The following is a 14,202-nucleotide window of genomic DNA, read 5'->3' as shown; positions in this document are numbered from 1 at the left end:
AAAAACATACTCTAATTGTTCTCGGTAATTAATTCAACTTCTTCAGAATTAGCAAATTTGACAAAACTCATTTGTCCTAATTTAGAAGCGTCGGCTAATATGAAAGCATTCTGACTTTGTTTGACTGCTAGTCCTTTTATTGCTGCTTCTTCATGGTCTGGCGTCATTGCTCCGTGTTCATTGTCAAAGCCGTTAGCTCCAACAAAAGCACTATTGAATTGATAGGCAGAAAGTTGTTCTAAAGCCTGACTCCCAATAATTGCATCTGTAACCTTTTTCACTCGTCCACCAAGCAGATAGACGATTAATCGGTCATCTGTTAATTTCGCCAAATGACTGACAGAGTTGGTTACAATCGTTAAATAAAGATGAGATTGATTGATAAGTTCAGCTAAGATACCGGTTGTAGTCCCAGCATCTAAAAAAATAATATCTCCATCTTTAATTTTCGATAATGCTTTTTGAGCGATTTTTTCTTTTTCTTGAATGTTTTTGGAAGTTTTTTCGGAAATACTTAATTCTTCCGATAAGTCTTGTGTAAGTTCTGCACCACCATGAACTCGTCTTAAAGATTTTTCTTTTTCCAATTCATTCAAATCTCGCCTAAGCGTCGATATAGAGCAATCCATTAACGTAAGAAGTTCTTCAATCGTTGCTCTTCTTTTTAATTTTAGATAGTCAACAATCCGTCTTTTTCTTTCATTCGCTAACATTTTCATCTCCTGAATTCGTTTACAAAAATCATTATAACACCTTTATCTTTCAAAATCAATCATTAACTGTCATTTTCTTCCAAAAAAATTCAAAAATAAAAAACTATCTAATAATAGTTTTTATTTAAAGTGTTCAAGTAATTGATGAGCGCTTTCCAAATAGTAGTCAACAGCAACTTTTAGAGTTTCATCTTGAACGACCATATCAGCAAAATGAAGTCCAGAGGCCCCTTGTTCATTTGAACCTATAAAAGCAAAGACACTTGGCGCTTGCTTTTGATAATTAGCAAAGTCTTCCCCCGCACTTGATGGCTCTGGATATACCACTTTATCATGCCATTGCTCGGTTTTTTTCCTGATAACATCTGTCAACTCGAAATCGTTGAACGTGAGGTCCGCTTCCATTAACCATTTAATCTCTAGTTCAACATCATAAACTTTTGCTGTGGCTTCGATAATTTGGCTGAATCTTCTCTTTGTTAAGGAACGTACTTCATTGTCAAAAGTTCTTATTGTCCCTTCTAATCGAGCATTGTTTGGTAAAACATTCCAAGTATTTCCGGCTTCAATGTGTGTGACAGATACAACAGCAGCTCTCAGTGGTGAAATATTTCTAGAAACAATTTGTTGTAGATTTTGAACGATCGCAGCACTAGCTAAAATCAAATCTTGACCTTCTTGCGGATATGCCGCATGACTTCCTTGACCATTCATTAAAATTTCAAAACGTTCAACGGCTGCCATTACTCCACCCTCACGTAAGCCAATTACTCCAGCTGACAAAGTAGGCATATTATGGTAGCCAATAAAAGCTTGAACATCTGAAACTAATCCTGTTTTTAGAATTTCTTTGGCTCCTTCGCCAATTTCTTCAGCAGGTTGAAATATAAGTTTGATTGTCCCACTAAACTGACTTTCCTTCTCTTTTAGAATTTTAGCAGCTCCTAAAAGACTAGTCATATGTAAGTCATGACCACAAGCATGCATTACTCCTTTGTTTACAGATGAAAATTCTAATCCTGTTTCTTCTAGAATAGGCAAGGCGTCAATATCTGCTCTTAGCGCAATAATCGGTTTTCCTGTGCCAATTTTTGCAACAAGTCCTGTTTTAAGCTGACTATCCAATATTTCAATTTGCCAATCTGCTAATTTTTGACGAATAAATTTTGTCGTTTCAACTTCTTTTTCTGATATTTCGGGATGAGCATGAAGATAATGTCTAATTTCAACAAGCTCTTGGTATAAATTTTCTTCAATCATAAAAATAATTGTATCAAAAATAGCGAAGGTTGCTCCTTCGCTATTTCTTGTGACTTCATTTAATTTTTAAATCAGACCCGCATCTTCTAGAAGTTCTTCAATATATGTTCCTTTGATTTTCTTAAGTCCCACTTTGAGCGCTTGTTTTTTAATAAATGAGAGCTCTAAATCTTCTAATTTTTGCTTATCTGATAGGTAGTAGGCTGAACTTGCTAAAGTTCGTAAATCATAAGCCGAAGCATAGACTTCCGGAACACCGCGATCAACATTTAATAATTGATAAACAGCTTCCATCGCAGTTCTGACTGAATACTCGGTTGTAAAGACTGTATCACGCTCAGTTTCCGCAAAATTTCCTAAAAACGCTAAATTGACTGATTGTTCAGGTACTACAAGAGGCCGATCCCCTGGTTCACGAAGCATGAAATAAGAAGTGATGAAAGGCATATATACTGGGATTGTATTAGTATTTTCTTTAACAAATGCTTCAATTTCTTCTTCTGGCATTCCTAAATGATAAAGTAATTCTTGAGTAATTTCTTCACCTGTACAATCTTCGATTGGTTTTTTGATATAGTTCCCAGGTGTATTTGAAAGAAGACCATAAACCCAAGTTACTGTTTCTTGGTCATTTTGTTCTTTAAAATGAGGTTGGCGGTGAGTTGTAAATGAAAGGAGCCAATTTGAATCTTTAACAGTAATAATTCCTCCTGTGACAACTTTTCCTGAACGCAATTGACGATGTGTTAATTTTTCAAAATAAGGTTGAATCTTTAAATTTTTCCAAGTGACAGTTGCTGATACAACCCAAGCTTCTTTTGGAATGTCCTTACAAAAAACATCTGGATGTCCAAATTCTTCTGATTGTTTAGCTAAATTTTGCCAAAGTTTCCAAGAGCCACCAAGTTCACTAGTTTTCGGAGCAGCTTGTGTTGGTGAACCTTGAGTTGAACTTTCTGTAATTGAACCATTTGTGACAAAAACTAAGTCATTTTCTGTCAGTTCTTTTATTTTTTTGTCAGCAAATACAATAGCTTTTGCTACCTTTTTGCCATTTGAAAAGTCAACTTCAACATTTTCAACCTGTGCTCCATATTTAAAATCAACTCCATGATCTTTTAAGTATGAAATTAATGGTTTTACTAGCGATTCATATTGATTATATTTTGTAAATTTTAGGGCAGAAAAATCAGGTAACCCCTCAATATGGTGGATGAAACGCATAATGTAACGACGCATTTCAATAGCTGAATGCCATTTTTCAAAAGCAAACATTGAACACCAATAAAGCCAAAAATTTGATTCGAAGAACTCATCAGTAAAGCAATCTTCTATTGTTTTACCTACAAGTAGTTCTTCTTTAGTCATGAATAATTTGATTATTTCTTCTTGAGCTTTTGGACTTAGGGTAAATTTTCCATCATCATCAACCCGTTCACCACGATTATGGATAATACGACAGTTAGATGAATTTGGATCATCCCGGTCAATTCGATAAAATTCATCTAAAACAGATGCATTGTCCACTTCTAATGACGGAATTGTTCGGAATAAGTCCCAAAGACATTCAAAATGGTTTTCCATTTCACGTCCACCACGAACAACGAAACCATCATGTGGAATAAAGGAACCGTCAAGAGAACCTCCTGACAACGGTAACTCTTCTAAAATATGAATACGGTCCCCTGACATTTGACCGTCACGAATTAAAAATACTGCTGTTGCAAGCCCTGCAAGGCCTGCCCCAATAATATAAGCTGATTTTTGATCAACATTTTCTGGTTTTCTTGGGTGAACGAAAGCTTCATAATTTCCATTTGTATAACGCATAATAATTAACCTCCTCTAATCTAAACAACATCAGTTTGACTAAATTTTTTAGTCTTTTTACTTCTAATTCTCCTCCAATCTCTTACTAATTTCATCATAGTACAAGAAGAAAATGATTGCAAGAATCTGAAATTGTTTTTAGACAACATGTCTATTTTGTCCAGTTTTAAAAAAAAAGCACTGACAAAAGAATCAGTGCTTTTATAAATTATTATTTGCTTTCTTCAAAGTCACCATCAAATGTATTATCATCTTTTGGAGCTTCTTGAGCATCAGTTGCTTGTCCAGCTTCACCTTGAGCTGCATTTGCTTGTTCATAAAGTTTTACAGCGAGGTTTTGAGCGATTTCAGAAAGTGCTTCTGATTTAGCTTTGATATCATCAATATCTTCACCTTCAAGCGCTTTTTTGAGTTCTTCTTTAGCGTCTTCAGCTTTTTTAACTTCAGCTTCTTCTACTTTTCCTTCAAGATCTTTCAAAGTTTTTTCAGTTTGGAAAACTAAAGCATCAGCTTCATTACGTGTATCAACTTCTTCTTTACGTTTTGCATCAGCGTCAGCATTTGCTTCAGCATCTTTCATCATTTTATCAATTTCTTCATCAGAAAGACCTGAGTTTGATTTGATAACAATTGTTTGTTCTTTTTGTGTACCAAGGTCTTTAGCTTTAACAGAAACAATACCATTTTTATCAATATCAAATGTTACTTCGATTTGTGGAATACCACGTGGTGCTGCAGGGATATCTGTTAATTGGAAACGACCCAAAGTTTTGTTATCAGCTGCCATTGGACGTTCACCTTGAAGGACATGAATATCTACAGCAGGTTGATTGTCAGCAGCAGTTGAGAAGACTTGCGATTTAGAAGTTGGGATAGTTGTGTTACGGTCAATCAATTTTGTGAAAACACCACCCATTGTTTCAATACCAAGTGAAAGTGGAGTAACGTCAAGGAGAACAACATCTTTAACGTCACCAGTAATCACACCACCTTGAATTGCTGCACCCATAGCAACAACTTCATCAGGGTTTACTGATTTATTTGGTTCTTTGTTTGTTTCGTGACGAACAAGTTCAACAACAGCAGGGATACGAGTTGATCCACCAACCAAGAGAACTTCGTCAATATCAGAAGTTGACAATCCGGCATCAGAAAGGGCTTGGCGAACTGGTTGACGTGTCGCTTCAACAAGATCATGTGTCAATTCATCAAATTTAGCACGAGTCAAAGCCATTTCCAAGTGAAGAGGACCAGCAGCACCAGCTGTGATGAATGGCAAGCTGATTTGAGTAGTTGTTACACCTGAAAGGTCTTTTTTAGCTTTTTCAGCGGCATCTTTCAAACGTTGCAAAGCCATTTTATCTTGGGCAAGGTCAATTCCGTTTTCTTTCTTGAATTCGGCAACCATCCAGTCAATGATTTTTTGGTCAAAATCATCACCACCGAGTTTGTTATTACCAGCAGTTGCAAGGACGTCAAAGACTCCATCACCAAGTTCAAGAATTGAAACGTCGAATGTACCACCACCAAGGTCAAATACAAGAATCTTTTCATCTTTATCTGTTTTATCAAGACCATAAGCAAGAGCTGCTGCTGTTGGTTCGTTAACGATACGTTCTACTTCAAGACCAGCAATTTTACCAGCATCTTTAGTTGCTTGACGTTGAGCATCATTGAAGTATGCAGGTACAGTAATAACTGCTTTTTCTACTTTTTCTCCAAGATAAGCTTCTGCTGTAGCTTTCAAGTTTTGAAGAATCATTGCTGAAATTTCTTGTGGTGTGTATTCTTTACCATTTGCAGAAACTTTTTCAGATGTTCCCATTTTTGATTTAATAGAAATAATTGTTTCTGGGTTAGTTACCGCTTGACGTTTTGCAGCGTCACCGACAATGATTTCACCATTTTTGAAAGCTACGACTGAAGGTGTTGTACGATTTCCTTCTGGATTTGGAATAATTTTTGATTCAGTTCCTTCAAGAACTGCTACTGCTGAGTTTGTTGTACCAAGGTCAATACCGATAATTTTAGACATATTTTAAATCTCCTTTATTTCTTATTACTTATGAATAGTTTAAAGACTTTGCGGTCAATTTATTTTTTAATTTACTGTGCTACGACAACCATTGCTGGACGAAGTAAACGTTCGTGAAGTTGGTAACCTTTTTGGAAAACTTGCACGATGCTATCAGTTGGATGTTCATCATCAGCTGGGACAGTTTGAACGGCCATGTGAAGATTATGGTCGAAACTTTCATAAGAAACTTCTTCAACGCCTTCTTCTTTAAGCGCCGAAATCAAACTTTCTTGGACCATTTCAAGACCTTTTTTAACATCATCCGTCAATCCTTCAACAGCAAGTGCACGTTCAAGATTATCTAGTGAAGATAAGATTTTTTTTGCTAAATCTTGTGAACGATATTTGATAAGTTGCAAACGTTCTTCATTTCCACGACGTTGTACGTTTTGCATTTCTGCAGAAACGCGAAGGAATTTATTTTCCCACTCAGTCGCTAACTTTTGTGCTTCATCAAGTTCGTTGATTTCTTCTTCAACAATATCTTCAAGTGCTTCCTCTGTTAACTCCTCAGTCACTTCTTCATCAACTTTTTCATTTTTGATTTCTTCTTTAGTTTCTTCGGACATAGGCCCTCCTTTTTTAAATAACTTTTTTATCATTTACTAATTTCATAATGGTTACCATCAAGGTAACGATAATAGTCACTCAGCTTCATAGTTAAAACTTTAGCAACTAAGTCAAGAACTGATAACGTCCTTTGATAATCCATTTCTACAGGTCCAACGACTGTTAGAGTACCAAAACCGCGATATGGAATAACAAATTTTTGCGAAATAATCGTTAAATTTTTCATGTATTTTTCGTCATTGTCAAATTTAACGGCACGCATTTCATCGTTATTAGTGATTTCGCGAATTTCATGAAGCATCCGTTCATCATCGCTAAAGAGTTTGTATAATTCTGCAAGATTGTCAGTCGCATAATCAAAAATATTTTTACGTCCAGCGACGGTCAGCCGTTCTTTGAACAAATCATCAAAAATTGATTCAAAGAGTTGGAGAACTTCACTCGTAACTTTGAAATAACGCTGAACAATCTGTGGAATTTCTGTTCGTAAAGTATAGTGAATATCAATCACTTTTTTACCAACAAGACGTTCTTTAACTAGATTACTAAAGACTGCTAAATCAGCTTCGGTCATCGATTTTGGAAGAATAAATTGATTTGTTCTTACTTCACCAGTCCCTAAAGTTATAACTGAAAGTACTGAATGGCTATCCAGCATGACCATTTCAAATGAAACTAATTGTTGGTAACGTTGAGGAGCATTAAGAACAAAGCTTGTCAAACCAGTGAGTTCTGATAAACTTTTAGCTGCTGTTTTAAACAGGTCAGATAGGCGATAAAAATCGCCATCAAAAGCTTTCATCACTTTAAATAAGTCATTTTGACTAAATTCATCTAACTGGATGACATTTTCTACAAAATACTTATAGCCTGAAACACTTGGAACACGTCCACTTGAGGTGTGTTCTTTTTGAATCAATCCTAGTTTTTCCAAAACTTTCATGTCGTTTCGGATTGTAGCGCTAGAAGCTTGAATACTATCAAGGAGCGACTTTGAACCGATTGGCGTATGCTCTTTGGCATAGAGAGAAACAATCAAATTTAAGATTTGTCTTTGACGTTCTGTAATCATGGCTACTCCTTTCTCCACAGAATAAGAAGTTTTGCAAAACTTCTTTCACAAACTCAAAAATTTCTTGAGCCTTTGACTTCTGTTTAGTAGATACAAGCTTTTTTCTGTTTTAGCACTCTTCATCTCTAAGTGCTAACAAATTTATTATAACCCTTTGTTTATACCTTGTCAAGAAAAAAGACATAAAAATTAGCACTCTTTTTATTAGAGTGCTAATTTCTTTTATAAAAGATTGGAATCTTTGGATGTTTGCCAAATATTCATGACTGTAATTACCATTACAGCAATGACAAAAAGGCTTTCATACTTTACTTCATGTTGAATGAAAAGTATGGCATAATCTATAATCAAAAGTGCCGAAATAATTTCTAAAAGTATAAAAGTAAAACGCCAATATTTCAATAATAGAAAGATTAATAAAGCAAAAATCAATAAATAGATTAAACTTTGCCAACTCGTAATTGTTGACGAAATTTTAGTCGTTAATGTTTTTATATTCGTCGATAAGTTATTAAAAAATTGACTAAAGAAATTATTATGAACAAGGAGAACTTTAACCATTTCCGAGACACTGTAAATAAATAGAGCAACATTAACATAGAGTAAAAGTCTAGTTCGGTTTAGCATGATTTCATTTCCTTTATGCTGGTAATAGTTTTAGATATTCTTCTAAAGTAAGATTGTGTTCGGTCATATATTTAGCATTTTCTAAACCAACATATCTAAAATGCCAATCTTCATAACCAATTCCTGTCTCTGCCTTTTTCCCTTCTGGAAAACGAAGAACAAATCCATATTTGGGAGCAATTTCTGCGATTTGTTTTGCATATTGACTCTCGTTTAGGCTATCAATATTACTCATATCGATCGCTAATCCTGTTTGATGTTCTGAACTTCTTGGTGGTTGAGAATAAGTTTGCACATTTTTTACCGCTTCTTCTTCTGAAATTGGCTTTCCACTTGAATTTACTGTCCCTTGACCATTCATTTCTGCTTGGACATAAGATTGATAAAGCCCTTCTTGATATGAGACTGACCGATAACCTGAGATTAAATGTTCAGCCGGTGATATTTGTTGGGCTGCTGCTAAAAATTGTTGAACCGCTGATGCTATCCTTTGATCAACTTGAATCCCATTTACGGTTGCCAGTGTTGGGTTCATTTCATCTTTAGGTGATTTTCGACTCACCAATACTAAATTCCAATCTGATTGTTTAGCGTCAGGTAAATCTTTTTTCTTTGCCGCCTCTTTAGATGACGAAATACTTGTTTTTTTGACTGATTCATTTGTTGAATTTGATTTATCATTCGTGATAAAAATAAATCCCAAAGCACAAACGATCAAAAGAACAAGAACGATTAAACTAAATGTTATTCTTCTTTTCATTATTTAGCTAACTTTTCACTTCCTATTTCTCGATAAGACATGTCTCCGACTTTTCCAATGGTGAATTTTCCATCCTCAAAACTTAAATGAGTGACAGAACCATTATCAAGACCATGTGGACGAGGGAGTTCTGGGTGAGCGAGTTTTACAAAAGTTCCAATGGTCATTCCATGGCTGACAATAACAATATTTTTAGCCCCTTTTGCTTCAGATTCCTTGGCAATATCTGTAAAACCATCCATGATACGTCCTGAAAGTTTTTCCCATGGTTCAGCCCAGCCAGCTGTATCAACTTCAAAAATCGCATTAGCAATTACTTCATCTGGAGGAAATTCGTCGGTATGATGATTTCCAGTTTCGGTAAATATTCTTGGTAAAACACCATCAAAAAGTTCTCCGTCATAGCCACCATCAAATGAACCAAAACACCACTCACGGATTCTTTTATCATAAGTATATGGAATTCCTTCATTATCAGAATTAGCCAAGATAAAACCCATTGTTTGGATTGTACGTCCAGAATCAGATGAATAAGCTCGGTCAAATTTAATGCCTTTTTCTTTGAAGCCTAGCCCAAGTTCAATAATTCCTTGTTCTCCTGCCGCGGTTAAAGGTGTATCAGACCAACCTTGCGCTCTGCCAATTGTATTAAACATTGTCTTCCCATGTCGAACTAAATAAATATCTACCATTTCTACTCCCCTTTTTAATGATTCTAACAAAAAAATTACGATAGGATATTTCTATCTATATAGAAAATTACAGCCATTCCTGTTTAATTGTAAAGTAGGAACCTCTTATCTCACCTGCGAGTTTTGAACGTTGGCGTGCAAATTTGAATTTTCCCTCAAGTTCTTTGGGGATTTCCATACCCACTGACAACTTTATTCCAACTGCCCGTTTTGGTTTTTTGCCCGCTTGTCCAACTTTTTCATAGAGTAGATTTAAAACCATACCGTCTTCGTAATAGAATTCAGGCCAATAGAGCTCATCATTTTCATAGATAGCAACTTCGAGTATTTTTGCTGAAAATTTTAAATTACGTTCTTCAAGTAAAATTTTCTCAAACAAAGCGACTTCTTCTGCTTTTTCATGAGCTGGATATGTGAGATACTCAAATTTATACTTATTCCAAAAATAACGTGCTTCATTAGCTCGTAAACCTGCTAAAGCATCAGCTACCGGCGAAGTTTCCAAGCCAACTGTTTCTACATCTTTAAAATTCACTTTGTAAGCCATAAAATAACCTCCGTATTTTTTCACTTCTTCTATTATATCATTTTTGGAAACGCTCATCATTTTTTAGAAATATTTAGGAGCTGAATTTTAAAAGTATTTTTAGTTTTTAAATGAATGAATTGGTGCTGGAATTTGACCGCCACGAGCAATAAAATCTGCTGACGACGCTTTGTTTACTCTCATAACTGGTGCTACACCGAAAAGTCCACCAAATTCAATTTGTTCGCCTTCTTTGCCCATTGGAATAATCCGTACTGCTGTCGTTTTTTGATTAATGACCCCGATGGCGGCTTCATCAGCAATCATTGCTGCAATGGTAGATGCCGGTGTTTCTTCAGGAATAGCAATCATATCCAAGCCAACTGAACAAACACAAGTCATGGCTTCTAATTTTTCAATATTCAATGCCCCAGAATTGACAGCGGCAATCATTCCTTCGTCTTCTGAAACTGGGATAAAAGCTCCTGAAAGTCCACCAACACGTTCAGCTGCCATAACTCCGCCTTTTTTCACGGCGTCGTTAAGCATGGCTAGGGCGGCTGTTGTTCCATGAGTCCCAACAGTCTCAAGTCCCATTTCTTCCAAAACGCGTGCAACCGAGTCGCCAATTGCTGGTGTAGGTGCGAGTGATAAATCAACTATTCCAAATTCAACATTAAGTCTTTCTGAAGCCATTTGACCAACAAGCTGACCTATTCTAGTAATTTTAAAAGCTGTCTTTTTAATGGTTTCGGCTAAAATATCAAAAGATTCTCCGCGGACTTTTTCAAGAGCACGTTTAACTACACCAGGTCCTGAAACTCCGACGTTGATAATCGTATCTGCTTCCCCCACTCCATGAAAAGCTCCTGCCATAAATGGATTGTCTTCAACGGCATTAGCAAAGACAACAAGTTTGGCATTGAGCCATTTATCACCTTTAGACATGATTTTGATGGTTTCACCCATATCACGAACTGCTGTCATGTTAATTCCTGTTTTAGTTGAACCAACATTTACCGAAGCACAAACACGCTCAGTTGCTGCTAGGGCTTTAGGCATTGATTTAATCAAAATTTCATCACCTTTTTGATAGCCTTTTTGCACAAGAGCAGAATAGCCACCAATAAAGTCAATGCCAATCTCTTTTGCTGCACGGTCCATCGCAAGAGCAAGTGGTGTGTAATCATCAGCAGCTGTTGCTGCTCCGATAATTGCAATGGGTGTAACAGAAACACGTTTGTTTACAATTTTAATACCGAGTTCATGTCCAATCTCGTTACCTACTTCAACAAGTTTTCCTGCTTTTTTAACAATTTTTTGATAGATTTTTTCAGCTGCTTTATCAATATCAGCATCGATACAATCAAGAAGACTGATTCCCATTGTTATTGTGCGAATGTCGAAATTTTGTTCTTCAATCATCGCAATTGTTTCTTTGATATTTTGAATATCCATTATTTAATTTCCTTAGTTTTGATTAAAATTTTACTGACAGAAATTTTTTTCGTGCCGTCAGTAAAAATACTTTTAAATAAAAGTCATTTATTGGCTAATTTTTTTCAGTAAATTATAATTTGTGCATGGCGTTAAAAATTGCTTCATTTTGAACATGAATATTGACACCCAAGGCTTCACCTTTTCTTGAAAGTTCTGCTTGAAAGGCTAAAAAATCACTATTTTGTGTTTCAACTACCATCATCATGGTAAAAGCTCCACTCATCAAGGTTTGTGAAATTTCAATGATATTTGCTTCAAGTTCTGCCAATGTTGCTGTGACTCCAGCAACAATCCCAATTTTATCTGCTCCTACTACTGTTACAACTGCGCGCATTTTGTTTCTCCATTCAAATTTTTATCCTATTATAACATTTTTATTTAAATTTTCAGTCAATTTTCTTGTCAGTAAAATAAACTTTTGCTGACAGCTCTGTCAGTCAAAATCATTCATGATTTATTGGCTAGTTTTTGCTATAATCAGCTTATCATGACTTTAAAAACTTTTTTTAATTTTACACGTATTCAAACCTTGCCCGCAGCATTATTATCACCGATTGCTGGCTGTCTTTTTGCCTTTTGGTACTTTGGAAGTTTTCATTTTTGGCCTACGCTTCTATTTTTTATTGGTTTAGCAAGCATTAATCTTTTTGTTTCGGCTTGGAATAATCTGATGGATTATCAAAAAGCACTTGATCCTGAGTATAAGAAATGGAATATTATCGTTGCTAAATCGATTAATCCTAAACTTGCTTTAAACATTTGTTTGGCACTTTTAGCGATTGATGTAGTCGTTGGACTCATTGTTCTTTTCTTGACTAATCTTGCGATTTTACCAATTGGTGGACTTTGTTTCTTAATTGCTATTTTCTATACTTATGGTCCTTTTGCTTTTTCTCGTTTTCCTTTGGGCGAAATTTTAGCGGGTCTTTGCGAAGGGTTCTTTGGTTTTTTCCTTGCTGTCTATATTAATTCTTATGATAAAGGCTATTTTTTCATTAATTTTGACAGGAATTGGTTCATGACATGGACTTGGGACTTTAAAATTCTTTTACCAATCCTTCTAGTCGGTCTGATGTGTTTCGTTCAAAATTTTAATATTATGTTTTCTGATAATATTTGCGATTTAGAACAGGACATTCGCAATGAACGTTATACTTTACCTTATTATCTAAAGCTTCCACTCAGTTTAAAAGTATTTACTGGACTATATTTATTTGCTGGACTTTGTATTTTACTTGCCATCGCTTTGGGAATTTTACCAATTTGGTCATTATTAATGAGCGTCATTGCCTTGAAAGTTATTCCTAATATTAAAAAATTTAGAGCCAAACAAAGTAAATCAGAGACTTTCCACCTTCAAATTGACAATCTGATGTTATTTAATGCTTCTCTTGCCCTTACGTTGTTACTGGGAATTATTTTTAAGTAAAATAAAAAAGCGCTGAGCGCTTTTTTTACTTTTCCAAAGAGAAATCCATGACGACCGGCTGGTGGTCCGATGATTTGAATTGGTTATCAATGGTTTGTATTTTTAAGTCTTTTATATTATTTGAAACAAGAAATCCGTCAATAATTCCAAATGTATTTTTGGGATTTTTCTTATCATAAGCATAATCAAGTGAACGAACAGTTGGGGCATTGGTTGGTGCGACCACTCGCATTCCTTTTGTCAAATTTTCCGTGGGAAATTCCTTCATCCATGTTAATTCTGGATGAGCTTTACCAGCTAGGGCATGGTTATAATCAGCCCCACAAATGACATAATCTCCTTTAGAAACATACTTTTTCATCTCATCAAATAAAGTCAATAATTGTTGTTTTTGAATTTTTTGGTCAGTAATAAATGCTGACAGATGTGTATTAAAGATGACGAATTTTTTATCTGAATTCTTAATTGGCAAAATACTGACAGCAAAAGCTCGATCTAAATCAAAAAATTTATTAAAATTAGTTTCGATAGGCAACTTATATCTTGTTGAACTTTCAATTTCATATTTAGAATAAGTCATAATTCCAGATTTAGCTTTTCCAATTGGCTTGGTCACCGGATAAAAAAGATAGGCTGAATCGTAATTCTGTGTCAGAACACTGCTATAATCAGAAAGACCAGCACGAACCATTTGAGGTTCATTTACTTGTTGGCTACGATCTCCTTGCCAATCGATTTCTTGAATATTTCCAAAGTCTGGCTTCTCTTTATTAATAAGTCTGATATCTTCTTGAATTGCAGATTTGACAGCAGATTTACTATAAGCTCGCACATCATCCCCACCATCCATGAAAAAATTGAAAGAAGGAGGGTAAGATCCATAACCGATATTAAAAGTCATCATTTTATAGGCTTGCCCCAGCTCAACTTGCTGAGTTTGAGGGTTTTTAATTGTCTGCTTCATATCATTAGGAAGGCGATGATATTGTGCATAAACATAGATGACATAAGAGACAATAATCAGAGCAACTACTAAAATAATGCTGACAAAAATTTTTCCAATTAACTTTAAGCGATTTTTCATATTATTCACTAAATAATTCTAGGAAAATTTACTGACAGCCATTCCTAAACAGTCTGTCAGTA

Annotated in this window: 14 protein-coding genes; 1 reads left to right on the top strand and 13 read right to left on the bottom strand. The window is 35.3% G+C overall.

The genetic code is table 11. From position 1 onward, the window contains the following. Positions 1-11: 11 nt before the first annotated feature. The 12 genes from ACRYLU_RS04895 to ACRYLU_RS04840 form a co-directional block, all read right to left on the bottom strand. Entirely contained in the window at positions 12-713 is a 702-nt protein-coding gene (locus tag ACRYLU_RS04895) for a DeoR/GlpR family DNA-binding transcription regulator (RefSeq protein WP_038601344.1), read from the bottom strand. A gap of 120 nt (positions 714-833) precedes the next feature. After that, positions 834-1,973, bottom strand: a complete 1,140-nt coding sequence (locus ACRYLU_RS04890) for a M20 peptidase aminoacylase family protein (RefSeq protein ID WP_058205341.1) — start codon at positions 1,971-1,973, stop codon at positions 834-836. A 66-nt stretch (positions 1,974-2,039) separates the two neighbouring features. After that, complete coding sequence (locus ACRYLU_RS04885) at positions 2,040-3,803, bottom strand: oleate hydratase (protein WP_085624504.1); 1,764 nt, start codon at positions 3,801-3,803, stop codon at positions 2,040-2,042. A 211-nt stretch (positions 3,804-4,014) separates the two neighbouring features. Then, on the bottom strand, positions 4,015-5,838 hold the full coding sequence (gene dnaK / locus ACRYLU_RS04880; protein WP_015426235.1) for a molecular chaperone DnaK: 1,824 nt from the start codon (positions 5,836-5,838) through the stop codon (positions 4,015-4,017). 71 nt (positions 5,839-5,909) lie between these two features. Further along, a complete protein-coding gene (gene grpE / locus ACRYLU_RS04875) occupies positions 5,910-6,449 on the bottom strand; it encodes a nucleotide exchange factor GrpE (protein ID WP_445081317.1) in 540 nt (179 codons plus the stop codon). A gap of 29 nt (positions 6,450-6,478) precedes the next feature. Continuing rightward, positions 6,479-7,522, bottom strand: coding sequence for a heat-inducible transcriptional repressor HrcA (gene hrcA, locus ACRYLU_RS04870; RefSeq protein ID WP_445081316.1), 1,044 nt, complete (start codon positions 7,520-7,522; stop codon positions 6,479-6,481). A 222-nt stretch (positions 7,523-7,744) separates the two neighbouring features. Then, complete coding sequence (locus ACRYLU_RS04865) at positions 7,745-8,149, bottom strand: hypothetical protein (protein WP_445081315.1); 405 nt, start codon at positions 8,147-8,149, stop codon at positions 7,745-7,747. A gap of 13 nt (positions 8,150-8,162) precedes the next feature. Beyond that, positions 8,163-8,909: a M15 family metallopeptidase gene (locus ACRYLU_RS04860; RefSeq protein ID WP_445081314.1), complete on the bottom strand. Its 747-nt coding sequence runs from the start codon at positions 8,907-8,909 to the stop codon at positions 8,163-8,165. Continuing rightward, entirely contained in the window at positions 8,909-9,601 is a 693-nt protein-coding gene (locus ACRYLU_RS04855) for a histidine phosphatase family protein (RefSeq protein WP_445081313.1), read from the bottom strand. The genes ACRYLU_RS04860 and ACRYLU_RS04855 overlap by 1 nt, the downstream gene beginning before the upstream one ends. A 67-nt stretch (positions 9,602-9,668) precedes the next feature. Continuing rightward, positions 9,669-10,148 (bottom strand): phage tail protein, encoded by a 480-nt coding sequence (locus ACRYLU_RS04850; protein ID WP_103054685.1) that lies wholly within the window; start codon positions 10,146-10,148, stop codon positions 9,669-9,671. Between the two features lie 99 nt (positions 10,149-10,247). Continuing rightward, entirely contained in the window at positions 10,248-11,585 is a 1,338-nt protein-coding gene (locus tag ACRYLU_RS04845; protein WP_003130925.1) for a PFL family protein, read from the bottom strand. A 112-nt stretch (positions 11,586-11,697) separates the two neighbouring features. Then, positions 11,698-11,961, bottom strand: coding sequence for an ACT domain-containing protein (locus ACRYLU_RS04840; protein ID WP_038601352.1), 264 nt, complete (start codon positions 11,959-11,961; stop codon positions 11,698-11,700). 153 nt (positions 11,962-12,114) lie between these two features. On the opposite strand from ACRYLU_RS04840, the gene ACRYLU_RS04835 reads away from it, so the two are divergent. After that, the gene (locus ACRYLU_RS04835) at positions 12,115-13,056 is read left to right on the top strand and encodes a UbiA family prenyltransferase (protein ID WP_038602873.1); all 942 of its coding nucleotides are present in this window, start codon (positions 12,115-12,117) and stop codon (positions 13,054-13,056) included. A gap of 25 nt (positions 13,057-13,081) precedes the next feature. Here the strand turns inward: ACRYLU_RS04835 and ACRYLU_RS04830 are convergent, their stop codons facing one another. Further along, positions 13,082-14,140 (bottom strand): endonuclease/exonuclease/phosphatase family protein, encoded by a 1,059-nt coding sequence (locus tag ACRYLU_RS04830; RefSeq protein WP_445081373.1) that lies wholly within the window; start codon positions 14,138-14,140, stop codon positions 13,082-13,084. Positions 14,141-14,202 lie beyond the last annotated feature (62 nt).

Source organism: Lactococcus sp. KTH0-1S (genome assembly GCF_052544945.1).
Note: the sequence above shows the minus strand (reverse complement) of the source record. Positions and strands in the feature narration are given on the sequence as shown.

Excerpts from the sequence above, each read along its gene's own strand:
- ACRYLU_RS04840 (WP_038601352.1), bottom strand. The coding sequence starts at position 11,961 with ATGCGCGCAGTTGTAACAGTAGTAGGAGCAGATAAAATTGGGATTGTT.
- ACRYLU_RS04860 (WP_445081314.1), bottom strand. The coding sequence starts at position 8,909 with ATGAAAAGAAGAATAACATTTAGTTTAATCGTTCTTGTTCTTTTGATC.
- ACRYLU_RS04855 (WP_445081313.1), bottom strand. The coding sequence starts at position 9,601 with ATGGTAGATATTTATTTAGTTCGACATGGGAAGACAATGTTTAATACA.
- ACRYLU_RS04895 (WP_038601344.1), bottom strand. The coding sequence starts at position 713 with ATGTTAGCGAATGAAAGAAAAAGACGGATTGTTGACTATCTAAAATTA.
- dnaK (WP_015426235.1), bottom strand. The coding sequence starts at position 5,838 with ATGTCTAAAATTATCGGTATTGACCTTGGTACAACAAACTCAGCAGTA.
- grpE (WP_445081317.1), bottom strand. The coding sequence starts at position 6,449 with ATGTCCGAAGAAACTAAAGAAGAAATCAAAAATGAAAAAGTTGATGAA.
- ACRYLU_RS04850 (WP_103054685.1), bottom strand. The coding sequence starts at position 10,148 with ATGGCTTACAAAGTGAATTTTAAAGATGTAGAAACAGTTGGCTTGGAA.
- ACRYLU_RS04845 (WP_003130925.1), bottom strand. The coding sequence starts at position 11,585 with ATGGATATTCAAAATATCAAAGAAACAATTGCGATGATTGAAGAACAA.
- ACRYLU_RS04830 (WP_445081373.1), bottom strand. The coding sequence starts at position 14,140 with ATGAAAAATCGCTTAAAGTTAATTGGAAAAATTTTTGTCAGCATTATT.
- ACRYLU_RS04835 (WP_038602873.1), top strand. The coding sequence starts at position 12,115 with ATGACTTTAAAAACTTTTTTTAATTTTACACGTATTCAAACCTTGCCC.
- ACRYLU_RS04885 (WP_085624504.1), bottom strand. The coding sequence starts at position 3,803 with ATGCGTTATACAAATGGAAATTATGAAGCTTTCGTTCACCCAAGAAAA.
- ACRYLU_RS04865 (WP_445081315.1), bottom strand. The coding sequence starts at position 8,149 with ATGCTAAACCGAACTAGACTTTTACTCTATGTTAATGTTGCTCTATTT.
- hrcA (WP_445081316.1), bottom strand. The coding sequence starts at position 7,522 with ATGATTACAGAACGTCAAAGACAAATCTTAAATTTGATTGTTTCTCTC.
- ACRYLU_RS04890 (WP_058205341.1), bottom strand. The coding sequence starts at position 1,973 with ATGATTGAAGAAAATTTATACCAAGAGCTTGTTGAAATTAGACATTAT.